At 63.2% G+C, this 25,255-nt stretch carries 28 protein-coding genes; 6 read left to right on the top strand and 22 right to left on the bottom strand.

The features are described from left to right. Positions 1-4 precede the first annotated feature (4 nt). The 6 genes from BLS08_RS15535 to BLS08_RS15515 all read right to left on the bottom strand — a co-directional run bounded on the left by BLS08_RS15535 (position 5) and on the right by BLS08_RS15515 (position 3,781). Complete coding sequence (locus BLS08_RS15535; RefSeq protein ID WP_017361610.1) at positions 5-208, bottom strand: DUF1656 domain-containing protein; 204 nt, start codon at positions 206-208, stop codon at positions 5-7. Beyond that, a complete protein-coding gene (locus BLS08_RS15530) occupies positions 195-2,183 on the bottom strand; it encodes an FUSC family protein (RefSeq protein ID WP_017677747.1) in 1,989 nt (662 codons plus the stop codon). Before BLS08_RS15530 ends, BLS08_RS15535 begins: the two co-directional genes overlap by 14 nt. Positions 2,184-2,378: 195 nt before the next feature. After that, positions 2,379-2,495: a cytochrome c oxidase subunit CcoM gene (gene ccoM / locus BLS08_RS26730; RefSeq protein WP_017361612.1), complete on the bottom strand. Its 117-nt coding sequence runs from the start codon at positions 2,493-2,495 to the stop codon at positions 2,379-2,381. A 200-nt stretch (positions 2,496-2,695) separates the two neighbouring features. Next, positions 2,696-2,857 (bottom strand): hypothetical protein, encoded by a 162-nt coding sequence (locus tag BLS08_RS26370; protein WP_017361613.1) that lies wholly within the window; start codon positions 2,855-2,857, stop codon positions 2,696-2,698. Next, positions 2,854-3,453: an alpha-ketoglutarate-dependent dioxygenase AlkB family protein gene (locus tag BLS08_RS15520; RefSeq protein ID WP_017677748.1), complete on the bottom strand. Its 600-nt coding sequence runs from the start codon at positions 3,451-3,453 to the stop codon at positions 2,854-2,856. The genes BLS08_RS26370 and BLS08_RS15520 overlap by 4 nt, the downstream gene beginning before the upstream one ends. Positions 3,454-3,487: 34 nt before the next feature. After that, positions 3,488-3,781 (bottom strand): hypothetical protein, encoded by a 294-nt coding sequence (locus BLS08_RS15515; RefSeq protein ID WP_017677749.1) that lies wholly within the window; start codon positions 3,779-3,781, stop codon positions 3,488-3,490. A 166-nt stretch (positions 3,782-3,947) separates the two neighbouring features. Here BLS08_RS15515 and rapA point away from each other — a divergent pair, with 166 nt between their 5' ends. Further along, on the top strand, positions 3,948-6,791 hold the full coding sequence (gene rapA / locus BLS08_RS15510) for an RNA polymerase-associated protein RapA (protein WP_017677750.1): 2,844 nt from the start codon (positions 3,948-3,950) through the stop codon (positions 6,789-6,791). A gap of 110 nt (positions 6,792-6,901) precedes the next feature. On the opposite strand, the gene BLS08_RS15505 is transcribed toward rapA, so the two are convergent. After that, positions 6,902-8,134: an RNA polymerase sigma factor gene (locus tag BLS08_RS15505; RefSeq protein ID WP_017677751.1), complete on the bottom strand. Its 1,233-nt coding sequence runs from the start codon at positions 8,132-8,134 to the stop codon at positions 6,902-6,904. A 153-nt stretch (positions 8,135-8,287) separates the two neighbouring features. Here BLS08_RS15505 and BLS08_RS15500 point away from each other — a divergent pair, with 153 nt between their 5' ends. The 3 genes from BLS08_RS15500 to cmoB are packed head-to-tail and all read left to right on the top strand — an operon-like array spanning position 8,288 to position 10,695. Beyond that, positions 8,288-8,929 carry a lysoplasmalogenase gene (locus BLS08_RS15500; RefSeq protein WP_017677752.1) on the top strand — a complete coding sequence of 214 codons (642 nt, stop codon included), beginning with the start codon at positions 8,288-8,290 and terminating at the stop codon, positions 8,927-8,929. A gap of 57 nt (positions 8,930-8,986) precedes the next feature. After that, positions 8,987-9,730, top strand: coding sequence for a carboxy-S-adenosyl-L-methionine synthase CmoA (cmoA, locus tag BLS08_RS15495; RefSeq protein ID WP_026088646.1), 744 nt, complete (start codon positions 8,987-8,989; stop codon positions 9,728-9,730). Further along, the gene (gene cmoB, locus BLS08_RS15490) at positions 9,727-10,695 is read left to right on the top strand and encodes a tRNA 5-methoxyuridine(34)/uridine 5-oxyacetic acid(34) synthase CmoB (protein WP_017677754.1); all 969 of its coding nucleotides are present in this window, start codon (positions 9,727-9,729) and stop codon (positions 10,693-10,695) included. Before cmoA ends, cmoB begins: the two co-directional genes overlap by 4 nt. Before the next feature lie 63 nt (positions 10,696-10,758). Here the strand turns inward: cmoB and BLS08_RS15485 are convergent, their stop codons facing one another. Beyond that, entirely contained in the window at positions 10,759-11,019 is a 261-nt protein-coding gene (locus tag BLS08_RS15485; RefSeq protein WP_017677755.1) for a hypothetical protein, read from the bottom strand. 117 nt (positions 11,020-11,136) lie between these two features. On the opposite strand from BLS08_RS15485, the gene BLS08_RS15480 reads away from it, so the two are divergent. Beyond that, entirely contained in the window at positions 11,137-12,021 is an 885-nt protein-coding gene (locus BLS08_RS15480; RefSeq protein WP_055987501.1) for a LysR substrate-binding domain-containing protein, read from the top strand. 75 nt (positions 12,022-12,096) lie between these two features. Here the strand turns inward: BLS08_RS15480 and pdxJ are convergent, their stop codons facing one another. The 12 genes from pdxJ to rpoE all read right to left on the bottom strand — a co-directional run bounded on the left by pdxJ (position 12,097) and on the right by rpoE (position 22,496). Further along, positions 12,097-12,843 carry a pyridoxine 5'-phosphate synthase gene (gene pdxJ, locus BLS08_RS15475; RefSeq protein ID WP_021488466.1) on the bottom strand — a complete coding sequence of 249 codons (747 nt, stop codon included), beginning with the start codon at positions 12,841-12,843 and terminating at the stop codon, positions 12,097-12,099. After that, complete coding sequence (recO, locus tag BLS08_RS15470; protein WP_055987498.1) at positions 12,836-13,525, bottom strand: DNA repair protein RecO; 690 nt, start codon at positions 13,523-13,525, stop codon at positions 12,836-12,838. The genes pdxJ and recO overlap by 8 nt, the downstream gene beginning before the upstream one ends. Before the next feature lie 57 nt (positions 13,526-13,582). After that, entirely contained in the window at positions 13,583-14,482 is a 900-nt protein-coding gene (era, locus tag BLS08_RS15465; protein WP_055987496.1) for a GTPase Era, read from the bottom strand. Beyond that, complete coding sequence (gene rnc, locus BLS08_RS15460) at positions 14,475-15,164, bottom strand: ribonuclease III (RefSeq protein WP_055987493.1); 690 nt, start codon at positions 15,162-15,164, stop codon at positions 14,475-14,477. Before rnc ends, era begins: the two co-directional genes overlap by 8 nt. Continuing rightward, entirely contained in the window at positions 15,161-15,538 is a 378-nt protein-coding gene (locus tag BLS08_RS15455) for a DUF4845 domain-containing protein (RefSeq protein ID WP_017677761.1), read from the bottom strand. Before BLS08_RS15455 ends, rnc begins: the two co-directional genes overlap by 4 nt. Positions 15,539-15,626: 88 nt before the next feature. After that, a complete protein-coding gene (gene lepB / locus BLS08_RS15450; RefSeq protein ID WP_055987491.1) occupies positions 15,627-16,481 on the bottom strand; it encodes a signal peptidase I in 855 nt (284 codons plus the stop codon). Between the two features lie 6 nt (positions 16,482-16,487). Continuing rightward, positions 16,488-18,287 carry a translation elongation factor 4 gene (lepA, locus tag BLS08_RS15445; protein WP_055987488.1) on the bottom strand — a complete coding sequence of 600 codons (1,800 nt, stop codon included), beginning with the start codon at positions 18,285-18,287 and terminating at the stop codon, positions 16,488-16,490. 149 nt (positions 18,288-18,436) lie between these two features. Continuing rightward, on the bottom strand, positions 18,437-19,861 hold the full coding sequence (locus tag BLS08_RS15440) for a DegQ family serine endoprotease (RefSeq protein WP_055987486.1): 1,425 nt from the start codon (positions 19,859-19,861) through the stop codon (positions 18,437-18,439). A gap of 35 nt (positions 19,862-19,896) precedes the next feature. After that, positions 19,897-20,352, bottom strand: coding sequence for a SoxR reducing system RseC family protein (locus BLS08_RS15435; protein WP_055987484.1), 456 nt, complete (start codon positions 20,350-20,352; stop codon positions 19,897-19,899). Then, positions 20,349-21,296 (bottom strand): MucB/RseB C-terminal domain-containing protein, encoded by a 948-nt coding sequence (locus tag BLS08_RS15430; RefSeq protein WP_055987482.1) that lies wholly within the window; start codon positions 21,294-21,296, stop codon positions 20,349-20,351. Before BLS08_RS15430 ends, BLS08_RS15435 begins: the two co-directional genes overlap by 4 nt. Before the next feature lie 15 nt (positions 21,297-21,311). Continuing rightward, on the bottom strand, positions 21,312-21,884 hold the full coding sequence (locus BLS08_RS15425) for a sigma-E factor negative regulatory protein (protein ID WP_055987480.1): 573 nt from the start codon (positions 21,882-21,884) through the stop codon (positions 21,312-21,314). A gap of 30 nt (positions 21,885-21,914) precedes the next feature. Further along, positions 21,915-22,496 carry an RNA polymerase sigma factor RpoE/AlgU gene (rpoE, locus tag BLS08_RS15420; protein ID WP_017677768.1) on the bottom strand — a complete coding sequence of 194 codons (582 nt, stop codon included), beginning with the start codon at positions 22,494-22,496 and terminating at the stop codon, positions 21,915-21,917. 366 nt (positions 22,497-22,862) lie between these two features. Here rpoE and nadB point away from each other — a divergent pair, with 366 nt between their 5' ends. Further along, positions 22,863-24,494 (top strand): L-aspartate oxidase, encoded by a 1,632-nt coding sequence (gene nadB, locus BLS08_RS15415; protein WP_017677769.1) that lies wholly within the window; start codon positions 22,863-22,865, stop codon positions 24,492-24,494. Here nadB and BLS08_RS15410 read toward each other — a convergent pair. Both BLS08_RS15410 and BLS08_RS15405 read right to left on the bottom strand, forming a co-directional pair. Next, positions 24,448-24,915, bottom strand: coding sequence for a protein YgfX (locus BLS08_RS15410; RefSeq protein WP_017677770.1), 468 nt, complete (start codon positions 24,913-24,915; stop codon positions 24,448-24,450). The two genes, nadB and BLS08_RS15410, sit on opposite strands and share 47 nt — an antisense overlap. Beyond that, on the bottom strand, positions 24,899-25,153 hold the full coding sequence (locus BLS08_RS15405; RefSeq protein ID WP_017677771.1) for an FAD assembly factor SdhE: 255 nt from the start codon (positions 25,151-25,153) through the stop codon (positions 24,899-24,901). The genes BLS08_RS15410 and BLS08_RS15405 overlap by 17 nt, the downstream gene beginning before the upstream one ends. Positions 25,154-25,255 lie beyond the last annotated feature (102 nt).

The following is a 25,255-nucleotide window of genomic DNA, read 5'->3' as shown; positions in this document are numbered from 1 at the left end:
CTCCTTACCGCCCCAGCACGGCAATCACGGCCGCTAGGACACAGACATACAAGGCACAATCGAACAGGGCTTCGTGCCAGATCCAGCGCGACAACCCTATGCGCTGCAAGCCCAGGCGCAACACGCCAGTCAGCAACAGCGCCAATACCGCGTAGGCCGCCATCGGGCTCAGCAATACGCCACCCAGCGACCATTCATGTAAGCCCATGGGCCTCCCCTTTCACGTGACACCAATGACGCCAGCCGCTCTGCAGCTGCAATAGCGCCGCCTCGGCCAGGCGCTTGTCGATGCTGGGCGTGCAGGCGCGCAGGGCCTCCTGCAATTCGGCCACCGCTGCGTTCAGATCGTCTTCACGCCCTGGAGCGGGGCCACGCTCCAGCGCGTCATCGAGGTGTTCCAGGAAACGCTGCTGCGACCTTGCCAGGCCGGCATCGGCATTGGCCAGGCACTTGCGCAGGTGCAGCAACTCGTCGCCCAGATCAAGGCCAGCCACGCCATCGTCCCAGCGGCTGCGCGCCTGATCCGGCCGCGCCGGATAATGCCGCGCCAACTGCAGCAGACGATCAGCCATGCGCCCGCCGAACCAGTTTTCGGCGCGGCCCAGGTCGCGACGGGTCAGGCGCCCGAGGTCGGTCAGGATCGCCTGCATCAGGCGCCGGCCATGCCAGACCGGATTGCGCAGCACCACCAGCTTGAAAGCCATCACCGCACAACCCACGCCTATCAGCATGCCTGGCGCCTCATTGAGGAAGAACTCGACGTTGTAGCCGACACCCGGTGCCGGCAGGCAGAGCACGATGAAGTGCAGGCAAAACGAGGTCGAGGTCGCAGCCGTCGCTGGCTTGGCCATGCCCAACACACCGAAGAACAGCGGCACGCCCAGCACCATGCAGAGCATCACGAAACCGTCGATCTGCGGCATCAGAATCTGACCCACGAAGAACGCCACTGGCAGCGCATAGAAGATGCCGCGCAGAAACATCATGCCGATCTGCGGCGCCGCTTCGAGCCGGGCGAACAGGCTGCACACCACGCAGGCCAGCAGCAGCGCGCCGGTGGCGTGGGTCCAGCCAGTGGCCAGCCAGAATGCAGCCAGAACCAGGAAGGTCAGCGCGCTGCGCGAGCCATACACCAGCGCAGTCTGCCAATCGTAGTGCCAGGACAAGGCGCGCGGCGCATCGGCCGGTGCTCTGCCCTCCTCGACTGCGAGCAAGGCACGACTGGCATCCTCGACACGCAACAGCAGCACCATCAAGCGTTCCAGGCACAGCTGCTGGCCACCGCTCAATTCTTCGTCCTGCGCCGCATGGCGCAGTTGCTCGACCAATTCCAACAAGCTTTCTGGCTGCGCCTGCTGCAGGCGCTCGTCCACCACCTGCAACCAGGGCGCGACCGCCTGCGCCTCGACACCGCTCAGTTGCCGCCACTGCCGCGCCACCCCACGAGCCAGACGCAGCATGCCGAGCAGATCACGACTCAACACCCGCAACGCCACGGCACGCTGGCGACCACGGGCACCCTCAAACCAGGCGTGCTCGCGCTGGGCGTCGACGGCGACGATACGCGCCAGCACCTCCAGCAAGCCCTGTCGCGAATCAGCCTCACCCGCCAGCGCCTGGCGCGAAGCCGCAACGCCGGCCTGCCAGGCATTGCGCGCCTGCTGCGCCAGTTGCCGCTCGACGCGCTGCGGCCAGAGCAAAGCGCTGCTCAGGGTGGCGCAGATGATGCCCAGACAGATTTCCGTGCAGCGGGCGATGGCTTCATCGAATACCACATGCGGCTTGCCGATGGCCGGCAAGGCGATGATCGCCACGGTGTAGCCGGCCAGCACGAAGGAGTACGACCAGGCGCTGCGCAACATGGTCGAGGACGCTGTACACAACGCCAACCACAAGGCGAACGCCAGTATGAACAGCAGCGGCGCCTGGGCGAACAGCCCCATCATCACCACGGCCATGAAGGTGCCGACCAGCGTGCCGAGCAGCCGTGCCAGGCCCTTCTGCACGACCATGCCAGACAGCGGCTGGGCGACGATGAACGCGGTCATCAGCGCCCACTGCGGCTGCTCCAGGCCGAAACGCAGCGCGCACCACAGCGCCAGACCACCGCCGAGCAGGGTCTTGATGGCAAATTGAACGGCTTGCGAGCTTGGCGCGAGAAACGCCAGCAAGGAATCACGCACGATGGCTACCTGAAAGAATCTCAGCCCTGAACATAGCTGTAGCGATTGAGTTGCGCCTCCGTGCGAAACTCAATTATTAGCTAGCTAAGCATTTATGTCCAGAAGGTGCTGCGACCTCAGGTGGGCAACGCGCAAATAAAAAAAGGGCGACCGAAGTCGCCCGAATTGCCTTGCGTGCCCATTGAACTGGAAGGATCAGCTCTGCTTGCGCTTGTGCGCATCCTTCCAGATGAAGTAACCAACACCCCCGAAGAACGCGACCATCAGAAGTACGGTGCCGACTCCGGCGAGAACCACTGTATCGACGAACATGGCTGCCTCCTGTTGTGCCTGTCTGTCTGGGATGGCTTCACGTTATCAGCGCTGGCGGCGGGAAAATTGATCTGGGTCAATGGCCGACGAGCAGGCGCGAGCGGGCCTGCGGGAATACTGACGCAGGTCAAGAAATCGAGAGGGTACGAGGCGCGAAGCACAGCCTGGCAGCCATGCACAACGATTGAACCGCGGGAGTTTCAGCGTTTCTTGGGTTTGCTCTTGGACTTCTTCTTGGCCTTGCCGATCGGCAACACCTGCTCGAAAACCTGGCGCATCTCGTTGAGGCGCTTGTCGTTGAGATCGTGGATACGCTTGTCGCGCTCGGCGGCGAAATCGATCAGCTTGTCGTCATTGCTCATAGCGGAAACCGGATCAGGCGAAAGGTCAGGTTCAGGCGTGGCGCGCAGGCTTGGCGCGTCTTTGCCACTTGGTGCTGCCAATGATGCTGGGTCGGCCCGCGCATGACCAGTAGCGAAGCATGCTCCAGCGTCAACGAATGTTCGATGCGCGTGCTGCCAACCCGGCGCAGATCGAAACGCCGGCTGCCGCCGAGGTTGAGCGAAGCGATCAGCGGATTGCGCCCCAGTTCCGGCTCGGCATCGCTGTGCCAGCCCATGGAGTCCTGGCCGTCGCGGTAATGATTGAGCAGCACGGCATTGAGCGATTGCCCGACTTCTTTCTCGATCCGTTGGCGAATCTCGTTCAACAGCGGCGTCCAGGGCAAGGGCTCGTGGATCTTCCCGGAATAGCGGTAACGCGCCTCGGGGTCGCCATACCAGGCCGTCAGCCGTGGCGTGCGGTGGTAACGGCCGTGGATGAACAACTCCGGCTGCTGCCAGGGCGTCTGCTCGACCAGCATATGCAGCCAGTTATCGGCGAGCGCGGGGTCGACCCAGCCGGGCAGATAATCCAGCTCGGCATCGGCGAGTGCGGGCAAGGGGTCGGCGAACAGCATGACAATCTATGCGCAAGAGAATGAAAAGAGTGTCTCAGACTTCAACGTCTACCCACAGCCCCTGCCGGGGCAGATCGCCCAGCGCCTGCTCCACCTCTTCCGGCTCGGCCTCAGCCAGTTGCTCGGGGGTGTAGCCACGCCGCTGGCGGCGGCGCTGTTCTTCGCGCAGCAGCTCCTCGGTTTCCTGTGGATGGCGCTTGTCGAGGCTAAGCGCACTTTCCTTGGCGCTGCCTTCGGCCGGGGTCACCGGAGGAATCTCGGGCTTGGGCTTGATCACATCCTGCGAGGCAGTGACCGGCACCAGGCTATGGGGGATAGGCGGTAGCACGTTGCAGCACCTCCTTTGGTCAGGCTGTCGGCCCCGTGAGCCGCGACTTTAGCCGGTGCTCGCTACACTTTTGACTAAGCCGCACGGCAATAGTGCCATGACCGCTTTGGCCGTGGCGCTGCATCCGTTACCATAGCCGGCTTTTTCACGCGGGAGACAGACAGGCATGGCGCAATATCAACCGGGGCAACGCTGGATCAGTGACAGCGAAGCGGAATTGGGTCTGGGAACCATCCTCGCCGAGGACGGCCGCCTGCTCACCGTGCTCTACCCGGCCACCGGCGAAACCCGCCAGTACGCTACGCGCAATGCCCCGTTGACCCGTGTACGCTTCGCCCCGGGTGACGAGATCACCCATTTCGAGGGTTGGAAGCTCACCGTGCAGGAAGTCGAGGACGTCGACGGCCTGCTGGTCTACCACGGCCTCGATGCCCAGCATAAACCGGTGACCATGCCGGAAACTCAGCTGTCGAACTTCATCCAGTTCCGCCTGGCCAGCGACCGCCTGTTCGCCGGCCAGATCGACCCGCTGGCCTGGTTCGCCCTGCGTTACCACAGCCTCGAACACAACAGCCGCCTGCTGCAGTCGTCCCTCTGGGGCCTCAGCGGCGCCCGCGCGCAACCGATCGCTCACCAGTTGCACATCGCCCGTGAAGTGGCTGACCGCATCGCCCCGCGCGTACTGCTGGCCGACGAAGTGGGCCTGGGCAAGACCATCGAAGCCGGCCTAGTGATTCATCGCCAGCTGCTCTCCGGTCGCGCCAGCCGCGTGCTGATCCTGGTGCCGGAAAACCTGCAACACCAGTGGCTGGTGGAAATGCGCCGGCGTTTCAACCTCGACGTCGCCCTGTTCGACGCCGAGCGTTTCATGGAAAGCGACGCCAGCAACCCCTTCGAGGATTGCCAGCTGGCGCTGGTCGCCCTGGAGTGGCTGAAGGACGACGAAAAGGCCCAGGACGCGCTGTTCGCCGCCGGCTGGGACCTGCTGGTGGTCGACGAAGCCCACCACCTGGTCTGGCACCCGGAGCAGGCCAGCGCCGAATACTCGCTGGTCGAGCAACTGGCCGAGGTCATCCCCGGCGTGCTGCTGCTCACCGCCACCCCGGAACAGCTCGGCCAGGACAGCCACTTCGCCCGTCTGCGCCTGCTCGACCCCAATCGCTTCCATGATCTGCAAGCCTTCCGCGCCGAAAGCAGCCAGTACCGCCCGGTGGCCGAAGCGGTGCAGGAGCTGCTCGACCAGGGCAAGCTCAGCTCCCAGGCGCGCGACGCCATCGGCGGCTTCCTCGGTGATGAAGGTCGCGAACTGCTGGACGCCATCGACGGCGGCGACGAAGAAGCACGCGCCCGCCTGGTACGCGAGCTGTTGGATCGCCACGGTACCGGCCGCCTGCTGTTTCGCAACACCCGCGCCGCCGTACAGGGTTTCCCTGAGCGCGAGCTGCACCACTACCCGCTGCCGAGTCCGGACGAATACCTGGAGCTGCCGGTCGGCGAGCATGCCGAGCTGTACCCGGAAGTCAGCTACCAGGCACAGGACGATATCGACGAAGAGCAACGCTGGTGGCGCATCGACCCGCGCGTCGAATGGCTGATCGACACCCTGAAGATGCTGAAGAAATTCAAGGTGCTGGTGATCTGTGCCCACGCCGAGACCGCGCTGGATCTGGAAGACGCCCTGCGCGTGCGCTCCGGCATCCCGGCCACGGTGTTCCATGAAGGCATGAGCATCCTCGAGCGCGACCGTGCCGCCGCCTACTTCGCCGACGAGGAATTCGGCGCGCAGGTGCTGATCTGCTCGGAAATCGGCTCCGAAGGCCGCAACTTCCAGTTCGCCCATCACCTGGTGCTGTTCGACCTGCCGGCACACCCGGACCTGCTGGAACAGCGCATTGGCCGTCTCGACCGTATCGGCCAGAAACATCGCATCCAGCTGCACGTGCCGTACCTGGAGAACAGCCCGCAGGAGCGTCTGTTCCAGTGGTACCACCAGGCGCTGAACGCCTTCCTCGCCACCTGCCCCACCGGCAACGCCCTGCAGCACCAGTTTGGCCCGCGCCTGCTGCCGCTGCTGGAGAACGGTGACGACGGCCAGTGGCAGCAACTGGTGGACGAAGCCACCGCCGAGCGCCTGCGCCTGGAAGGCGAGCTGCACAGCGGTCGCGACCGCCTGCTGGAGCTGAACTCAGGCGGTGCCGGTGAAGGTGAAGCGCTGGTCGAGGCCATCCACGAGCAGGACGACCAGTTCACCCTGCCGATCTACATGGAAGAGCTGTTCAACGCCTTCGGCATCGACAGCGAAGACCACTCCGACAACGCCCTGATCCTGCGCCCCAGCGAGAAGATGCTGGACGCCAGCTTCCCCCTGGGCGACGACGAGGCGGTGACCATTACCTACGACCGCGAGCAGGCCCTGGCCCGCGAGGACATGCAGTTCCTCACCTGGGAACACCCCATGGTGCAGGGCGGCATGGACCTGGTGCTGTCCGGCTCGATGGGCAACACCGCCGTCGCACTGATCAAGAACAAGGCGCTCAAGCCCGGCACCGTGCTGCTGGAGCTGCTCTACGTCAGCGAAGTGGTCGGCCCGCGCAAACTGCAACTGGGGCGCTTCCTGCCACCGGCGGCACTGCGTTGCCTGTTCGACGCCAACGGCAATGACCTGGCCGCCAAGGTCGGCTTCGAAACCCTCAACGACCAGCTGGAAAGCGTGCCACGGGCCAGCGCCAACAAGTTCGTCCAGGCCCAGCGCGACGTGCTGGCCAAGCAGATCAACGACGCTGAAGCCAAGGTCATGCCGCGCCATGTCGAGCGCGTGAGTGAGGCCAAGCGTCGCCTGATCGCTGAACTGGACGAGGAACTGGCGCGCCTGGTCGCCCTGCGCGCGGTCAACCCGAGCGTGCGTGACAGCGAGATCGACGCCCTGCGCGAGCAGCGCGAACAGAGCCTGGCGATGTTCGACAAGGCCGCCCTGCGCCTGGAAGCGATTCGCGTATTGGTGGCAGGCTAAGCACGCCCCTCTGTAGGGTGCGCCGTGCGCACCTCATGCGCGCACAATATTGCTGGTGCGCGCAGCACGCCCTACGTGCAGCCCCTGCATCCGGGCTACGGATACAGGGGCTAGGCACCCAGCTCTTCCAGTCTTTTCTGCAGAAACTGCCGATCCGGCCCCTGTTGCGCCAGCGCCAGGGCCTGGCGGTAGGCAGCGACTGCCTGCTCGCGCCGGCCAAGCCTACGCAGCAGATCGGCCCGCGCCGCATGGGCCAGGTGGTAGCCCTCCAGTTCGCCTGCAGCCAGCAATCGGTCAATCTCCACCAGCCCCGCCTGCTCGCCATCTCGCATGGCCAGTGCCACGGCGCGGTTGAGCTCGATAACAGGCGACGGATTCAGACGCAGCAGCTCGTCATACAGGCCGACGATCTGCGCCCAATCGGTTTCTTCCAGACTGGCCGCCTCGGCATGCACCGCGGCAATCGCCGCCTGCAGGCTGTAGGGGCCGAAACGCCGCGAGTGCAGCGCCTGCAGCACCAGCGCCTCGCCTTCGGCGATAAGCTCGCGACTCCATAGGCTGCGATCCTGGGCCTCCAGCAAAATCACCTCGCCATCGACGCCGCTGCGCGCAGCGCGTCGCGACTCGTGCAGCAGCATCAACGCCAGCAGCCCCTGCACTTCCGGCTCGGGCAGTAACTCCAGCAGTAGCCGTCCCAGGCGAATCGCTTCGTCGGACAGCTGGCTGCGGGTCAGCGAATCACCCGAGCTGGCGAAGTAGCCTTCGTTGAACACCAGGTAAACCACCCGCAACACCGCCTCCAACCGCTCGGGCAGCTCACTGCGCCCCGGCACTTCGTAGGGAATGCGCGCATCGCGAATCTTCGCCTTGGCCCGCACGATGCGCTGGGCCAGGGTCGCAGGACTGGAGAGGAAAGCGCGGGCGATCTCCTCGGTGGTCAGGTCGCATACCTCGCGCAGGGTTAGTGCCACCTGGGCATCGCTGGCCAGCGCCGGGTGACAGCAGGTGAAAATCAGGCGCAGGCGGTCGTCCTCTAACAGTTCGCCGCCTTCGGCGTCGCTCTCATCAGGCAATTCGATCTGCTCGTCCAACGGCTGGAAGCGACGTTGCCGACGCAGGTTGTCGATGGCCTTGAAGCGCCCGGCGGAGACCAGCCAGGCACGCGGGTTGTCCGGCACACCGCCTTGCGGCCACTGCTCGACCGCACTGCGAAACGCCTCGTGCAGCGCCTCCTCGGCCAGGTCGAAATCACCCAGCAGGCGGATCAGGGTGGCGAGCACACGGCGCGACTCATCGCGGTAAAGGCGCTCGATCAGATCGGTGACAGGTGGCGATATCGACATGCGCTTCTCCTGAACGAACGCATACGTTGCCCAATACTGCCGGCGGCGTCGAGTAGCGGCACGATCCGCCCCTCGATTTGGCATCCCTCGCATTGGCAGCCGTTCGGTCGCTGGGCATAGTCGCGCCATTCCAAGAACGAAGGGAGTCTTGCTATGCGTTGGTTGCTGCTCGGTCTGGCGGGTGCTGCGGTATTTCTCTACGGCCGGATCACCGGCGATGCACAGCTCAGCCTGCTGACCAAGGGCATCCCGGTGATCGCCCTGCTGCTCTGGCTACGCCAGGCGCCTGCCGGCACCTACCGCCGCTGGATCGGCATCGGCCTGGTGTTCTCCCTGGCTGGCGACATCCTGCTGGACTGGCCCGGCGATCTGTTCGTGTTCGGCCTTGGCGCCTTTCTGCTCGGCCATCTGGCCTACCTGCGCGCCTACTGTTCCGACAGCCGGCAACCGGCCCTGCCCGCTTTGCTGCTGGCACTAATTGCCGGTGGCGCGATGTTCGCCATACTGGCCAGCAGCGGCCTGGGCGAACTGCTGATCCCGGTGGCCTGCTATGCCACGGCGATCAGCCTGATGCTCTGGCGCGCCCTGGCCCGCCTCGGTCATCCGCAGCTGCAGCCGCGCTCCACCTGGCTCGCAGCCGGCGGTGCGGCGCTCTTCGTGCTGTCCGACAGCCTGATCGGCATCGACCGCTTCGTCGCCAGCTTCGACGCCGCGCCTTACGCCATCATCCTCACCTACTGGCTCGGCCAGTGGGGCATCACCGCTTCGGCCTTCCAGCGCAGCAACAGCGCCTGACTGTTGCGCCACACTTGGCTAAAATGCCGGCCTTTTCCGCTACCCGTTGCGACCGCCGTGAGCCAAGAACCTGATCGTCTATTTGCCCAGCCTCTACCCGAGGTGCCCGACTTCGTCTTCAACGAGGATGTGGTGCGGGTCTTCCCCGACATGATCAAGCGCTCGGTGCCCGGCTACCCGACCATCGTCGAGAACATCGGCGTGCTCGCTGGCCAGTTCGCCCAGCCGCACACAACCCTTTACGACCTCGGCGCCTCGCTCGGTGCAGTGACCCAGGCGCTGCGCCGCCATGTGCGCGTCGATGGCTGCAAGGTAATCGCCGTGGACAACTCCCCGGCCATGGTCGCGCGTTGTAGCGAATACCTGCATGCCCAGGACGCCATGTTTCAGGAGCTGCTGCCGGTGGAGGTGATCGAGGCCGATATTCTCGCCCTCGACCTGCAGCCCACCTCATTGGTCACGCTCAACTTCACCCTGCAGTTCATCCCGCCGGAGCGGCGCCTGGAGCTGCTCACGTGCATTCGCCAGGCACTGTTGCCCGGTGGCGCGCTGATTCTCTCGGAGAAGCTGCGCTTCGAGGACGCCGCCGAGCATGAGCTGCTCACCGAGCTGCATGTCGCCTTCAAACGCGCCAACGGCTACAGCGAACTGGAAATCGCGCAGAAACGCAGCGCCATCGAAAAGGTGATGCTGCCCGACAGCCTCGAGCAGCATCGCGAACGCCTGCTGGCTGCCGGCTTCAGCAAGGTAGTGCCCTGGTTCCAGTGCCTTAACTTTGCCTCACTGGTGGCCCTGCCATGATGCGCGACCTGGATCTCGACGCCCTGCAGGCACAACTGGCTGGCACCCCGCTGCAGGACTGGGCTTGTGAGCTGCCCGGCCAGCTCGATGCCAAGCTGGCCATCGGTCACGGCGACCTGGCGCGCTGGTACGGCGCCGTGCAGGCACTGCCTGAATTACCGGTGAGTGAGGTGGAGCTGCTGCAGCGCTTCGCCTTCGGCGGCGCCTGCGATGACGCCACCCGCGCGCAATTGAAAACCGCCCTGCAGGGCCTGATTCCCTGGCGCAAGGGGCCGTTCGAGCTGTTCGGCGTACACATCGACACCGAATGGCGCTCGGACTGGAAATGGCAGCGCGTCGCCCCGCACCTGGACCTGGTCGGCAAGCGCATCCTCGATGTCGGCTGCGGCAACGGCTACTACATGTGGCGCATGCTCGGCGCGGGTGCCGACAGCGTGGTCGGCATCGACCCCAACTGGCTGTTCCTCTGCCAGTTCCTGGCGATGAAACGCTACCTGCCGGACCAACCGGTGTGGCACCTGCCACTGGCCTTCGAGGAACTGCCGGCCAAGCTGCAGGGCTTCGACACGGTGTTCTCCATGGGCGTGCTGTACCACCGCCGCTCGCCCATCGACCACCTGCTCGACCTGAAGGATGCGCTGGTCAAGGACGGTGAGCTGGTACTGGAAACCCTGGTGGTCGAAGGCGATGCCGAACAGGTGCTGGTGCCCGAAGACCGCTACGCGCAGATGCGCAATGTCTGGTTCCTGCCTTCGGTGCCGGCCCTGGAGCGCTGGCTGCGCCGCGCCGGCTTCGAGGATGTGCGCTGCGTAGACGTCAGCACTACTTCGGTGGAAGAACAACGCGCCACCGAGTGGATGCGCTTCCAGTCGCTGCCGGAATTTCTCGACCCGGCCGACCACAGTCGCACCGTCGAAGGCCTGCCGGCACCGACCCGCGCCGTGCTGATCGCACGCAAGCCCTAAGGACAGCGGTTCTCGTAGGGCGGGTGCAACCCGCCAGACTGCAATTTGCGGGTTGCACCCGCCCTACGGCCGCAGCCAACGCGCCCGCCGCTGTGCGATCAGCCGCAGCGGTTCACCGGCGCCCTGCTCCACCACGCCACGAGCACCGCCAAGGCGGATCCTTCCCTCGATGTCCTGCGCCAGCAAGCGGCGCATACGCCGACGCCAGAACCAGGCGCCAATCCAGTCGACGATGGCGTTCTGCAGATCCAGCGGCCACATGGCCGGCATATAGAACTCGGGCATGGCTGGGCGCGACTTGTCGCGATTGCTCGAACTGTTCATGACCTTTCCTCCGTTTCGCAGCCGGCTTCTTGCCGGGCTTGCGATCAGGATGAAACGCGCCTATCGTTCAAACAAACGACAAATATCAAAACCTGGATTAAGTAATATTTAACGATAATGAACGCGACAGCTCCCATCTCCCTGCCGCTTCTGGAAAACGATGTGCTGCGCACTTTCGTCGCCATCGCCGACAGCGGCAGCTTTACCCGCACCGCAGCACAGGTGTTTCGCAGCACGGCGGCCGTCAGCCTGCAGATCAAGCGGCTGGAGGAGACCCTCGGCCAGCGCCTGTTTATCCGCGAGGCACGACAGGTTCGCCTGACCGCCGAAGGCGAGGTGCTACTCGGCTATGCCAGGCGCCTGCTCAAGCTCAACGAGGAAGCGGTGGCACGCTTTCTCACCCCGACGCTGACCGGCCGCGTGCGCTTCGGCACGCCGAACGATATCGGCGACCGCGTGCTGCCAGGCGTGCTGACCCTGTTCGCCCGCAGTCACCCAGCCGTAGAAGTCGAGGTCAATGTCGGGCGCAGTGTGGATCTGGTGGCGAAGCTGGATGCCGGCGAGCTGGACCTGACCCTGATCAACGCCGGCAACGACGGCCTGGATGACGCCCGCGGCGAAGTGATCTATTCCGAGGAGCTGGTCTGGGCCGGGCGTGACGGTGGCCTGGCCATGCAACGCTCGCCCTTGCCGCTGGCACTGGCCAACCCGGGCTGCGCCTGGCGCCGCACCGCGCTCGATGCGCTGGATCGTCAGGGTGTGGCCTATCGCATCGCCTATTCCTGCGAGCAGTGCGCTGGCCAGGAAGCGGCAATGACCGCCGACCTGGCCATCGCGCCTTTCCCCCGCAGCCTGGTCAAGCCGCCGCTACGCCGACTCGGCGCAAAACAAGGCTTGCCCGCCCTTGGCGAGTACCACATCAAGCTGATTCTCGGCCATCAACGCAACGACGCCGTCGAGGCGCTCGCCAGGCAGATGGTTCAGGCTTTCAGCCAGGACTGAACGAACGAAGTGGGAGGCGCTTCAGCGGCGATAGACCATCGAAAGTCGCGGCTGAAGCCCCTCCCACAAAGTACGCTAGCCGCGATAGGCAGCGGCGACGATCAGCGCTTTCATCTCGGCGACCGCCTGCTTGAAGCCGACGAACAGCGCATGGGCGACGATGGCGTGGCCGATGTTCAGTTCGTTGATGCCGGGAATCGCGGCCACGGCCTCGGCGTTGTGGTAGTGCAGGCCATGACCGGCATTGACGATCAGCCCGTGGTTCAGGCCGCAAATGACGCCATCACGGATACGCGACAGCTCATGCGCAGCTTCTTCTGCCGTATGGGCATCGGCGTAACGACCGGTGTGCAGTTCGATAACCGGCGCGCCGACGCGCATGGCCGCTTCGATCTGCCGCTCTTCAGCATCGATGAACAACGACACCTCGCAGCCCGCCATGGTCAGACGCTCGACCGCTGCGGCGATACGCGCTTCCTGCCCGGCTACGTCAAGGCCGCCTTCGGTGGTCAGTTCCTGACGGGTTTCCGGCACCAGGCACACGTGCGCCGGACGGATCTGCTCGGCGAAGCCGAGCATGAAATCGGTGACGCCCATTTCGAAGTTCATCCGCGTCTGCAGCACGTCGGCCAGCACGCGCACATCACGATCCTGGATATGTCGGCGATCTTCGCGCAAGTGCACGGTGATGCCATCGGCACCGGCTTCTTCGGCGTCCAGCGCAGCCTTGACCGGGTCCGGGTAACGCGTACCGCGAGCCTGGCGCAGGGTGGCGACGTGGTCGATGTTCACGCCGAGCAGAATACGATTGGCCTCAGTCACGCTTGGACTCCTTGAGCGTCATGAAAAGTTCGCGGCTGACCAGGGGCCTGCCGCCAAGATGGGGTGCCAGCGCCTGGCGCATCAGACGCTTGGCGGCGGCCAGCGCGCCCGGCGTTTGCCAGTCAGCCTCGGCCATGGCCAGCAGTTCGCGGCCCTGGAACACACCGGGTTGCAGTTGTACCACCGGCACCAGGCCGATGTCCTGCTGCCAACGGTAAAGTGCCGTTGGATCGATGGGTTGGTCGTGCTGGTCACGATCCAGGGCGAAACCATAGCCCAGCTCGTCCAGCAGGCGCCATTCGAACGCGCGCAGCAGCGGTTCCAGCGCCCGACCGGCAGCCAGTGCCTGCAGCGTCAGACCGTAGTGTTCGAGCATCACGGGGTGCGGGTCTTCGGCCGGCAACAGGCGGATCAGCAGTTCGTTGAGATAGAGACCGGAAAACAGCGCCTCGCCCGTCAGCAACAGGGGAATGCCGGTGCTTTCCAGGCGGCCGACGGTCTTCAGCTCACCGCGCCCACGCAGCTCCAGTTCCAGCGGCGCAAAAGGCCGGGCAATGCTGCCGACCTTGCCGCGAGCGGCGCGCAGCACAGCACGTACGCGGCCCTGGGCGGTGAAGAAATCCACCAGGGCACTGCTTTCCTTGTACGGGCGGCTATGCAGAACGTAGGCGGCAGAAGTCATGTGGATAACCGCCAGAATGCGCCATGAGCAACGACGAGGATGCGCATGGCGCCTCGATCAATCCAGGTAACCCAGCGAACGCAGGGCGCGCTCGTCATCGGACCAGCCACCTTTGACCTTGACCCAGAGGTTGAGCATCACCTTGGAGTCGAACATGGTTTCCATGTCCTTACGTGCTTCCTGGCCGATGCGCTTGATGCGCTCGCCCTTGTCGCCGATGATGATCTTCTTCTGTCCGTCGCGTTCCACCAGGATCAGACCGTGGATATGCAGGATACGGCCCTCCTGCTTGAACTCCTCGATCTCCACGGTGATCTGGTACGGCAGCTCGGCACCGAGCTGGCGCATGATCTTCTCGCGAATCAGCTCGGCAGCCAGGAAACGGCTGGAGCGGTCGGTGATCTGGTCTTCCGGGTAGAAGTGTTCGGACTCTGGCAGGCGCTCGCCCACCAGCTTCTCCAGGGTATCGAGGTTCTGCCCCAGCAGCGCGGAGATCGGCACGATCTCGGCCTGCGGCAACTGCTCGGCCAGCCAATTGAGGTGCGGCAGCAACTCGCTCTTGTCTTCCAGGCGGTCGGATTTGTTCACCGCCAGCAGGATCGGGCATTTGACGTACTGCACCTTCTCCAGCACCAGTTGGTCTTCGTCGGTCCAGCGCATGCGGTCGACCACGAACACCACGACGTCAACGTCCTTCAGCGCTGTGCTGGCGCTGCGATTCATGTAGCGGTTGAGTGCCTTCTCGTTGTTCTTGTGCAGCCCCGGGGTATCGACATAGACAGCCTGAATCTCGCCCTCGGTCTTGATTCCGAGCATGTTATGGCGGGTGGTCTGCGGTTTGCGCGAGGTAATCGCCAGCTTCTGCCCGAGGATATGGTTGAGCAGCGTCGACTTGCCCACGTTGGGCCGGCCGACGATGGCGACGTAGCCACAACGGGTCACAGGTGCATCAGTCATTGCCATTCTCCACCCCGAGGGCGATCAGCGCCGCAGCCGCAGCGACCTGCTCGGCGATACGCCGGCTGCCGCCCTGGCCCAGGGTCGTTTCATTGAGCAGGGATACCTGGCACTCGACCATGAAGGTACGGCAGTGCGGCTCACCCTGTACGTCCACCACCTCGTAACGAGGCAGCTCACAGGCACGCGATTGCAGGAATTCCTGCAGTCGCGTTTTCGGATCCTTGTTGGTGTCGACCAAGGTCAGGCCGTCCAGCTCGCCGGTCAGCCAGTCCAGCACGCGCTCGCGGGCTGCATCCATACCGGCGTCCAGATAGATGGCGCCAATCAGCGCCTCCAGGGCATCGGCCAGAATCGACTCGCGACGGAACCCGCCGCTTTTCAGCTCACCGGAGCCCAGGAGCAGGTATTCGCCCAGCTCGAAACCGCGGGCCAGCACGGCCAGCGTCTCGCCTTTGACCAGGCGTGCGCGCAGGCGCGATAGCTGGCCTTCGCGGGCCTGCGGGAAGCGCTCGAACAGCGCCTCACCGGCTACGAAATTGAGGATGGCATCACCGAGAAATTCCAGCCGCTCATTATTGCGGCCGGCGAAACTGCGATGGGTCAGGGCCAGGACCATCAGGTCCTGATCCTTGAAGCTATAGCCGAGCTTGCGCTCGAGGCGGGAAAGGTTGGGACTCACGGCATCCGTACACGAAATTCTTTGTCGAAATTCACCACCAGATCGAGGTTCTCGATCAGCGGCTCGCGTTTTTCATATTTGAGGTGGACCAGAAACTCGTTGTTCTCCACCTTCACCTGCAGGGCGTCGCGCATGTTCAGGTCACGAATGTTGTTGACCTGCATGCCCTTGCTCACATGGTTGTAAAACTCACCGACGGTGCGCACATCCGACGCCTTGTCGGTTTCCACCGAAGTGATGATCTTCTCCAGCGACATATAGTCGAGATAGTGCGGCATCACCTTGAATGCAGTGCTGGCGAAGAATGCCACCACGGCCAGAACCATCAGCCAACCCAGAATCGAAAGCCCCTGCTGCGAGCGCGCGAAAGTCATGTGTATCCCCAATGAACGGTCTTGTTGGAAAGCCTGACGGCTAGACTATTTATAGCCTGCGGCGCTGTATTGAACAGCGCGCCAGTGCTCAATGAATCAGGCCGACCCGAGAGAAATTGGGCAGATTGCTGGTCTTGGGCTCCGGCCAGCTCATCCAGATGGCGAAGGCCTTGCCGACGATATGATCGTCCGGGACCATGCCCCACAGCTCCTGAGGGATATGACGATCACGCCAGTAACGGCTGTCGTTGGAGTTGTCACGGTTGTCGCCCATCATGAAGTAGTGCCCTTCCGGCACCACCCATTGGCCGCCAGGCTCGCGGCGCATGCGGGTCATTTCCTTGCGAATGGTGTGTTCGGCCTGGCCCAGACGCTCCTGATAGAGCATCGCACCACCCAGGCTGCCCGGCTCCTCACCGATCAGCTTCTCGGCCACCGGCTCGCCATTGATCAGCAGACGCTTGCCCTGGGTGTACTCGATGCGATCACCCGGCAGTCCCACCACGCGCTTGATGTAGTTGATGGTCGGGTCGCTGGGATAGCGAAACACCATCACATCGCCGCGCTGCGGGTTGTCCACCTCGATGATCTTCTCGTCGATCACCGGCAGACGAATGCCGTAAGCGAACTTGTTGACCAGGATGAAATCACCTACTTCCAGGGTCGGCTTCATCGACCCGGAAGGAATCTGGAACGGTTCGACCAGAAACGAGCGCAGCACCAGCACGATAGCCAGTACCGGGAAGAAGGATTTGCCGTACTCGACGAGCAACGGCTCCTTGTTCAGGCGCTCCAGCACCCTGTCGTCGGGATCGTCGACCCGCCCCTGGTACGCCGCAATCGCCGCACGGCGGCGCGGAGCCAGCAGGATCAGATCGACCAGGGCCAGGAAGCCGCAAACGGCAACCGCGATAACCAACAGGAGCGGGAAATTGATCGACATAGAGCCTTAGCTATCCAACCTGAGCACGGCAAGGAAGGCTTCTTGTGGAATTTCCACGTTGCCGACCTGCTTCATGCGTTTCTTACCGGCCTTCTGCTTCTCCAGCAGCTTCTTCTTACGGCTCACGTCGCCACCGTAACACTTGGCCAGTACGTTCTTTCTGAGCGCCTTGACAGTGGTCCGCGCGATGATCTGGCCGCCAATGGCTGCCTGGATCGCCACGTCGAACATCTGCCGAGGAATCAGTTCCTTCATCTTCTCGGTCAACGCACGGCCTTTGTAGGCGGCGTTATCGCGGTGCACGATCAATGCCAGGGCATCGACCTTGTCGCCGTTGATCAGTACATCCAGCTTGACCAGGTTGGCGGACTGGTAGCGATCGAAATGATAGTCCAGCGACGCATAGCCGCGGCTGGTGGACTTGAGCTTGTCGAAGAAGTCCAGCACCACTTCGTTCATCGGCATGTCGTAGCGCACTTGTACCTGGCTGCCGAGGAACTGCATGTCGCGTTGCACGCCGCGCTTCTCGATGCACAGGGTGATGACGTTACCCAGATGTTCCTGCGGTACCAGGATGGTCGCGTTGACGATCGGCTCGCGAAAATCGGCGACGGACGAAGCGTCCGGTAGCTTGGAGGGGTTGTCGACGACGATGGTTTCGCCGGTCTTGAGTTCCAGTTCGTAGATCACGCTCGGCGCGGTGGTGATCAGGTCGAGGTCGTACTCGCGCTCCAGACGTTCCTGGATGATTTCCATGTGCAGCATGCCGAGGAAGCCGCAACGGAAGCCGAAACCCAGGGCATCGGAGCTTTCCGGCGCGTACTGCAACGACGAGTCGTTGAGGGTCAGCTTCTGCAGGGCGTCGCGGAAGTCCTCGAAGTCGTCGGAGCTGACCGGGAACAGGCCGGCGTAGACCTGCGGCTGGATTCTCTTGAAGCCTGGCAGCACCTCGACCTCGGGGGTCGAGGACAGGGTCAGGGTGTCACCCACCGGCGCACCATGAATGTCCTTGATGCTGGCGATGATGAAGCCTACTTCACCGGCTTTCAGATCAGCAGTAGCGGTGTGTTTCGGCGTGAAGACACCAACGCTGTCGACCAGGTGCACCTTGCCGGTGGACTTGACCAGGATCTTGTCGCCCTTCTTCACTCGGCCATGACGCACACGCACCAGCGAGACCACGCCCAGGTAGTTGTCGAACCAGGAGTCGATGATCAGCGCCTGTAGCGGTGCTTCGATATCGCCAGTCGGGGCAGGAATCGTGTGCACCAGGCGCTCGAGCACCTCGTCCACGCCCATGCCGCTCTTGGCGCTGCAGGCCACGGCGTCGGTGGCGTCGATGCCGATGATCTTCTCGATCTCGTCCTTGACGCGGTCCGGATCGGCCTGCGGCAGGTCCATCTTGTTCAGCACCGGCATGACCTCAAGGCCCTGCTCGATGGCGGTGTAGCAGTTGGCAACCGATTGCGCCTCGACGCCCTGACCGGCATCGACCACCAGCAGCGCACCTTCGCACGCCGCCAGCGAACGCGAGACTTCGTAGGTGAAGTCGACGTGACCGGGGGTATCGATGAAGTTCAGCTGATAGGTTTTGCCGTCCTGCGCCTTGTAGTGAAGGGTGACGCTGTGGGCCTTGATGGTGATGCCGCGCTCACGCTCCAGATCCATGGAGTCCAGGACCTGAGCCTCCATTTCACGCGCGGTGAGACCGCCGCACATCTGGATGAAACGGTCAGCCAAGGTGGACTTGCCGTGGTCAATGTGGGCAATGATGGAAAAATTGCGGATATGACTCAGGTCACTCACAGATCAACACTCAAAGAAGGCACGGGCAAGACGCTTGCCGAAAATAGCCGCGGATTGTACCCGATCCCTCGCGACGGCGTCACGTCTGCACAGCGCTGGTGCAGATACGAAGAAGGGCGCCCGAAAGCGCCCCCTTCAACGTACCTGGGTTACTCAGCCAGCTTGAAGGTGATGAAGCTGGCACGCCCCTGACGTAGCACCCGCATGGACACCGAACGATTCTTCGGCAGATCCTGCGCCACCTGAGTGAAGGCGCTGATGGAGTCAATGGCCTGATTGTTCAGGTGCGTGATCACGTCACCAGGACGCAGGCCGATCATGGCCGCAGGACCATTGAGCACTTCCTTGACTACAACCCCGCCCTTGAGGTCGAGGCCTTTCTTCTGCTCGGCAGTCAGCTCCACCACCGTGACACCCAGGCGGTTGTTGCTGCGCTCGCCACCCTGCGCCGAACCGGACGACGCCAGTTCCTGGCCTTCCTCCGGCAACGTACCGACGGTGACGTTAAGTTTCTTGCGCGAGCCATCACGCACGACATCCAGCTCGGCTTTCTCACCCGGCTTCAGCCCCCCCACGAGGTGCGGCAGGTCAGCCGACATGACGATCGGCTTGCCATCGAGGCTGAGAATCACATCACCTACCTGCAGACCGCCCTTGTCCGCCGGACCATCTTCAAGCACTTGCGCGACCAGCGCGCCAGCCGGCTTGTCCAGACCGAAAGACTCGGCCAGATCCTTGTTCACTTCCTGAATCACCACGCCGAGCCAGCCGCGGGTCACCTTGCCATCAGCCTTGAGCTGGTCGGCCACCTGCATGGCCACTTCCATCGGGATGGCAAAGGACAGCCCCATGAAACCGCCGGAACGGGTGAAGATCTGCGAATTGATGCCCACCACCTCACCTTGCAGGTTGAACAGTGGGCCGCCAGAGTTGCCCGGGTTGATAGCCACATCGGTCTGGATGAACGGTACGTAGCTGTCGCTCGGCAGGTTACGCCCCTTGGCGCTGACGATCCCTGCCGTCACCGAGTGATCGAAGCCGAAGGGTGAACCAATGGCCAGCACCCACTCGCCGACCTTCAGGTCATCTGCCTTACCCAGACGCACCACAGGCAGGTCCTTGCCCTCGACCTTGAGCAACGCGACGTCGCTACGCGGATCGGCACCAATCAATTTGGCTTCCAGCTCGCTGCGATCAGACAGACGCACGATGATTTCATCGGCATCGGCGACCACATGATTGTTGGTCATGATGTAGCCGTCCGGCGAGATGATGAAACCGGAACCCAGCGACTGCGCTTCGCGCTGGCGACCACCCGGATTACGCGGAATCTGTGGGATGCTGCGCTCGAAGAACTCGCGGAACATCGGCGGCAGCCCTTCCAGATCAGGCAAGCCCGGCTGCCCGGCAACGGCGCGCTCGGGCATCTTCTGGCGGGTACTGATATTGACCACCGCAGGCGAGGCCTCTTCTACCAGATCGGTGAAATCAGGCAGGCTGGCCTGAGCCAGCAGACTTTGCCCCCAGAGCAAGGCAACCGCCAACAACGGCGCAATGGACTTGAGTTTTCTCATCGAACTACCACTCCCCATGTAAAACTCGGACACTCTCAACCGGCCGCTGGCAAAGTAGCCAGCAGCGTACGTAGGACAACGGGCTGCAATAAGGGGTTCTCGGCAACGCGAGCGGCGCGCCAGCGAACCATCAGCCAACTGGCGAACAGGCCACTCAGGCCTGCCAGGATCACCAGAGGTTCGGAAAGACCTAGACCGTCCGCCAGCAACGCAGCGGCAAACAGACCCAGAAGCGGAAGCAGATAAACCAGCAGAGAACTACGCACCAGCAAATCTTCGCGCACACCGATGATCACGCTATCGCCAACCGCCAGCTGCATTTGACTGAGCGCGCGCACATAACCGCGCTGCCGCCCTACACCAAGACGATCCATCAGGCCCTGACCACAGGCGGCATTGGCCGAACAACTGGAGCAGGTGCTCTTGCGCAGCGTCTCGACCCAGACAGCGCCGGGCTCGAGCGCCACTACACGCCCCTGCTCCTCGATCATGGGCTAGCCTGTTCGGGCACTCCGGCGCGCATTGACAGGGCGATGCGTTCGGCGGTCCCCAAGGGAATCTCACCTACCACGGTCACCATGACGTCACCAGAGTCGGTACTCATCCGCCGCGAAACCGCGACGGTTGGGCCCAGCTGACTGCGCGCATCCTCGACGACGCGACCTTTCAGGGGTTCGAGAAAAACCGAGAATCGCGCCAGTCCATCGCCGTACATCAGGTAGGTGACGGGATCATCAGCGGAAGGCGCGCGGCGCACCTGCGCAGTAGTCAGAGTAAAGCCCGGCGGCAGCCAGTCGGATCGCCAGGTACCTTCAGCCATGCTGTCGGCAGCACGAAAACGCACCGGCCTGCAGCTCGAACTCGGCTGCATGGCATTTTCAGCGGGTACAGAGGTATCCAGCTGAGCGAACTGGAAGCGTTCCAGAAGCTGGCCACGCTCGTTCAACAGGAGGGATTTCAACGGCAGACCGGTCTCCCGATCCAGGTGCAATTCGAAGCCGTAGCGATGCTGGTCCTTGGGCGCCAGCACCAGAACGACTGCCGGACGATTGGCGATGCGCGACTGACCCACGACACGAATGTCATACCAGTTGTTCAACTGCTCGACAGCCAACTGGCGAGCAGGCCAAGCCTGCCCTTCACTGACCTGGTCAGCCAACGCGCCAGTGACGCACTGAGCCTGACCATCGACTTTGAGCACCTCCTGGGCAGGCCCATCGAGCTGCAGAAGGCGCTCGCGAACTTCGCCCCCCTCCTCTACCCGATGCCACACGGCATGGGTGGAGAAACTTCCATTGCGCTCATAGATGAACGTGCCCTGGAAGCTTTGCTGGCGCTCTGCCGCAGCGAGGCGCCCGAGCAAGTCTTGCACCTCGGAGGCCTGAACCGGCAACGCCAGCAGACCACCGAGAAGGTAGAGGGGAATCGCGCGCATGTGACTCCTCAGCGCTTAGCGGTTTTCCAGACTTGCAGCCCGAGCATAAGGCAGAGCGGTTTCACCGGTACCCATCACGGCTTCCTGCGCATGTTGACGCAGGTAGTTCGGCAAGCGCTGCTCATGCCAGTTGGCAGTGCCAGCTTCGGCGGCTTCGCCGGCTTCCTCGCTGCTGTTGTAACCAGCGAGCAGCGCAGGACCTTGCACCTGCGGTACCGAGAGTACCGGAGAAGCCTCCTGCTGGGCCAATTGGGCGCCGCTCAGGTCATCCTGGTTGTAGAAGCGCACACCCGCCAGCACTGCAACGGTTACCGATGCTGCGACGGCTACGCGCCCGACACTACGCCAGATCGGCGTCTTGCGTGCCGGGACGGCTTCGTCGGCCAGCGCCGTGGAAACCGCAGATGCGATGTCCAGATGCGGCACCACCAGCTCACGATGCATGGCTGCACGGGCGAGCTGGTAACGCGACCAGGTGCCACGCAGCTCGCCATCATCGCTGGCTGTTAGCACACGCCGCAGTTCCAGTTCGTCCGCTTCGTTATCCATCACCGCGGACAGCGATTCCTGCAGGGTTTCACGACTCATGGTGTTCCTCTCTTGGCTGTCGCCGCTGCCTTAGGTTTCCTGCAACAGAGGCTGCAGGGACTTATCAATTGCCTCACGCGCCCGGAAGATCCGCGAACGCACCGTACCTACCGGACACTGCATGACGCCGGCAATGTCCTCGTAACTCAAGCCTTCGAACTCACGCAGGGTCAGGGCCGTGCGCAAATCATCCGGCAACTGGGCGATGGTTCGATGCACGGTGGCTTCGATCTCGTCGCGCAGCAATGCCCGCTCCGGTGACTCGATGTCCTTGAGGCCGTGGTCGCCGTCATAGAACTCCGCGTCGTCGCTACTGACATCACTATCTGGCGGCCGCCGACCGCGTGACACCAGATAATTCTTCGCCGTGTTGATGGCGATGCGGTACAGCCATGTATAGAACGCGCTGTCACCGCGAAAGTTTCCAAGCGCTCGGTAGGCTTTTACGAAAGCCTCCTGAGCGACGTCCTGAGCCTCGTGGGTGTCGTGCACGAATCGCACGATCAAACCGAGGATCTTGTGCTGATACTTCAGCACCAACAGATCGAAGGCACGCTTGTCACCACGCTGCACTCGCTCGACCAGCTGCTGATCATCTTCCTGGGTTAGCATGCACTCTCCTCATAACGCCCGGAGGAGGTCTGCGCCCGTAAGCGAATCAGCTTGCCAAGATAGACTCGGGTCTTACGCAAAAGTTCTCCCCTCCAAGCAAGCTTCCCGCAGAGTTTTCTTCCCTCTGCCTGGAATGGCGCCAGCGGAACATTTCCGCTCGCGCAAATAATCTTATCGCCGCTCATTTCCACACCCTCCGCTGACTTCAGATGCAGGCACGCGCAAGCGCTCTCCCTTATATGGGCGACCCTCTATGGAACCTTAACGACTAAGAAAGTTCCCGAGCACGGCGGTCGGTCATAAGCCACCTATTGTGCCGCTGCCCCTCTCTATATACTAGGGCTCGCTTTCACGCGGAACTCGGACATGAGCCAACACTTCCAGCACGATGTTCTGGTCATCGGCAGCGGCGCCGCAGGCCTGACGCTCGCCCTCACCCTACCTTCCCATCTGCGCATCGCGGTATTGAGCAAAGGCAAGCTGGCCAATGGCTCGACCTACTGGGCGCAAGGTGGCGTGGCAGCCGTTCTGGACGATACCGACACGGTCGAATCACACGTCGCCGACACCCTCAACGCCGGTGCCGGTCTGTGCAGCGAAGACGCCGTGCGTTTCACCGTAGAACACAGCCGCGAGGCCATCCAGTGGCTGATCGATCAGGGCGTCCCCTTCACCCGAGACGATGAAACCGCGCGCGAGGACGGCGGCTTCGAGTTCCATCTGACCCGCGAGGGCGGCCACAGCCATCGGCGCATCATCCACGCCGCCGACGCGACCGGCGCGGCAATTTTCAATACCCTGCTGGAGCAGGCCCGACAACGCCCGAACATCGAGCTGCTGGAGCAGCGCGTCGCCGTCGACCTGATTACCGAGCGCAAGCTCGGCCTGGATGGCGAGCGCTGCCTGGGCGCTTACGTACTGGATCGTGACCGCGGTGAAGTGGACACCTTCAGCGCGCGCTTCGTGATTCTCGCCACCGGCGGCGCGGCCAAGGTCTACCTTTATACCAGCAACCCCGACGGCGCCTGTGGCGATGGCATCGCCATGGCCTGGCGTGCCGGCTGTCGCGTCGGCAACCTGGAGTTCAACCAGTTCCACCCTACCTGCCTGTATCACCCGCAGGCCAAGAGCTTCCTGATCACCGAAGCCGTGCGTGGCGAAGGCGGCCTGCTCAAGCTGCCCAATGGCGAACGCTTCATGCAGCGTTTCGATGAGCGCGCCGAACTGGCACCACGCGATATCGTTGCCCGCGCCATCGACCATGAAATGAAGCGCCTGGGTGTCGACTGCGTGTACCTGGACATCAGTCACAAGCCGGCCGAATTCATCAAGAGTCATTTCCCCACCGTCTACGAACGCTGCCTGGGCTTTGGCATCGACATCACCAAGCAGCCCATCCCGGTGGTGCCGGCGGCGCATTACACCTGCGGTGGCGTGGTGGTCGACCAGCATGGCCGCACCGACGTGCCCGGCCTCTACGCCATTGGCGAAACCAGCTTCACCGGCCTGCATGGCGCCAACCGCATGGCCAGCAATTCGCTGCTCGAATGCTTCGTTTATGCGCGCTCAGCCTGCGCCGATATCGTCGAGCAGCTGGACACTATCGGCATGCCCACCAACCTCCCAGACTGGGACGCCAGCCAGGTGACCGACTCCGACGAGGACGTGATCATCGCCCACAACTGGGATGAGCTGCGGCGTTTCATGTGGGACTACGTCGGCATCGTGCGCACCAACAAGCGTCTGCAGCGCGCGCAACACCGGGTGCGCCTGCTGCTGGACGAGATCGACGAGTTCTACAGCAACTACAAGGTCAGTCGCGATTTGATCGAGCTGCGCAACCTCGCACTGGTCGCCGAGCTGATGATCCGCTCGGCCATGCAGCGTCATGAAAGCCGCGGGCTGCACTACACCCTCGACTACCCCGAGCAGTTGGCCGAAGCCCGCGACACTATTCTGACGCCGACGTACCAGGCTCAGCCCAGCGCCGTCGGCTGAACTTCAGACGCAAGCGCAGGCGCCGGTGCTGCTCGGGCGCCAGCGCATCGCGGGCGATGCACAGCCCGCGACTGAAACGCTGGCCTGGCAGGCGATAGCGCAGCACCACCACCCGCGGCAACGCCAGACTGTCCGGGCGCAGTTGCACCGCCTGCCAGCCTGCCGCAACGCTATATAGATGCCAGCCGAATCCATCACGGCGCAAACCCGTGATGGCCCGTGGCGCAGTCAGCAGGACGTGTCGCGGTAGCACCCAGGCGGCGTGTGCCAGGCACGCCACGAGTGACAGCAGCTTAGACCACATGGGAATGTCGGCCAGCCACGGCGCCAGCAGGGCCAGCGCCTGGACCGACAGGTAGAGCCTCAGCAGCCAGCGTGACGGCTGCCAACGGCACTCGAAGGCATCACTTGGGTTGGACACGGTCCAGGATCATGCGCACGATATGGCGCAGGTCGGCATCCTCGGGCTCGCCGCGCTGCATGAACCAGCCGAACATGTCCTGATCCTCGCACTCCAGCAGCTTGCGATAGCGCGCCTGGTTCTCGGCATCCAGGCTCGGGTATACCTCCTTGACGAAAGGCACCAGCAGCACGTCCAGCTCCAGCATGCCACGGCGGCTATGCCAGAACAGGCGATTCAGTTCACTTTGCTCAACCATGCAACGGACTCCTCGAACAAGGCCGGCAGTATAACGGCGAATTGCCTCGCTGTTCACCGAGACGCTGCGCAATTGCGCTGACAAGGCCCCACCCTGCCCACT

The organism is Ectopseudomonas chengduensis (genome assembly GCF_900102635.1).
In the GTDB taxonomy this organism is placed as follows: domain Bacteria; phylum Pseudomonadota; class Gammaproteobacteria; order Pseudomonadales; family Pseudomonadaceae; genus Aquipseudomonas; species Aquipseudomonas chengduensis.
The sequence above is the reverse complement of the archived record's forward strand: the minus strand, read 5'-3'. Positions and strand labels throughout refer to the sequence as shown.

What these genes read in the sequence shown, in the direction of transcription:
- rapA (WP_017677750.1), top strand. Translation starts at nt 3,948, where the DNA reads ATGGCGCAATATCAACCGGGGCAACGCTGGATCAGTGACAGCGAAGCG.
- nadB (WP_017677769.1), top strand. Translation starts at nt 22,863, where the DNA reads ATGAGCCAACACTTCCAGCACGATGTTCTGGTCATCGGCAGCGGCGCC.
- BLS08_RS15455 (WP_017677761.1), bottom strand. Translation starts at nt 15,538, where the DNA reads ATGACTTTCGCGCGCTCGCAGCAGGGGCTTTCGATTCTGGGTTGGCTG.
- rpoE (WP_017677768.1), bottom strand. Translation starts at nt 22,496, where the DNA reads ATGCTAACCCAGGAAGATGATCAGCAGCTGGTCGAGCGAGTGCAGCGT.
- cmoB (WP_017677754.1), top strand. Translation starts at nt 9,727, where the DNA reads ATGATGCGCGACCTGGATCTCGACGCCCTGCAGGCACAACTGGCTGGC.
- lepB (WP_055987491.1), bottom strand. Translation starts at nt 16,481, where the DNA reads ATGTCGATCAATTTCCCGCTCCTGTTGGTTATCGCGGTTGCCGTTTGC.
- BLS08_RS15430 (WP_055987482.1), bottom strand. Translation starts at nt 21,296, where the DNA reads ATGCGCGCGATTCCCCTCTACCTTCTCGGTGGTCTGCTGGCGTTGCCG.
- BLS08_RS15425 (WP_055987480.1), bottom strand. Translation starts at nt 21,884, where the DNA reads ATGAGTCGTGAAACCCTGCAGGAATCGCTGTCCGCGGTGATGGATAAC.
- BLS08_RS15435 (WP_055987484.1), bottom strand. Translation starts at nt 20,352, where the DNA reads ATGATCGAGGAGCAGGGGCGTGTAGTGGCGCTCGAGCCCGGCGCTGTC.
- BLS08_RS15405 (WP_017677771.1), bottom strand. Translation starts at nt 25,153, where the DNA reads ATGGTTGAGCAAAGTGAACTGAATCGCCTGTTCTGGCATAGCCGCCGT.
- BLS08_RS15520 (WP_017677748.1), bottom strand. Translation starts at nt 3,453, where the DNA reads ATGCTGTTCGCCGACCCCTTGCCCGCACTCGCCGATGCCGAGCTGGAT.
- era (WP_055987496.1), bottom strand. Translation starts at nt 14,482, where the DNA reads ATGACTGATGCACCTGTGACCCGTTGTGGCTACGTCGCCATCGTCGGC.
- BLS08_RS15485 (WP_017677755.1), bottom strand. Translation starts at nt 11,019, where the DNA reads ATGAACAGTTCGAGCAATCGCGACAAGTCGCGCCCAGCCATGCCCGAG.
- BLS08_RS15480 (WP_055987501.1), top strand. Translation starts at nt 11,137, where the DNA reads ATGAACGCGACAGCTCCCATCTCCCTGCCGCTTCTGGAAAACGATGTG.
- BLS08_RS15535 (WP_017361610.1), bottom strand. Translation starts at nt 208, where the DNA reads ATGGGCTTACATGAATGGTCGCTGGGTGGCGTATTGCTGAGCCCGATG.
- BLS08_RS15500 (WP_017677752.1), top strand. Translation starts at nt 8,288, where the DNA reads ATGCGTTGGTTGCTGCTCGGTCTGGCGGGTGCTGCGGTATTTCTCTAC.
- BLS08_RS26370 (WP_017361613.1), bottom strand. Translation starts at nt 2,857, where the DNA reads ATGAGCAATGACGACAAGCTGATCGATTTCGCCGCCGAGCGCGACAAG.
- BLS08_RS15440 (WP_055987486.1), bottom strand. Translation starts at nt 19,861, where the DNA reads ATGAGAAAACTCAAGTCCATTGCGCCGTTGTTGGCGGTTGCCTTGCTC.
- ccoM (WP_017361612.1), bottom strand. Translation starts at nt 2,495, where the DNA reads ATGTTCGTCGATACAGTGGTTCTCGCCGGAGTCGGCACCGTACTTCTG.
- BLS08_RS15505 (WP_017677751.1), bottom strand. Translation starts at nt 8,134, where the DNA reads ATGTCGATATCGCCACCTGTCACCGATCTGATCGAGCGCCTTTACCGC.
- recO (WP_055987498.1), bottom strand. Translation starts at nt 13,525, where the DNA reads ATGACTTCTGCCGCCTACGTTCTGCATAGCCGCCCGTACAAGGAAAGC.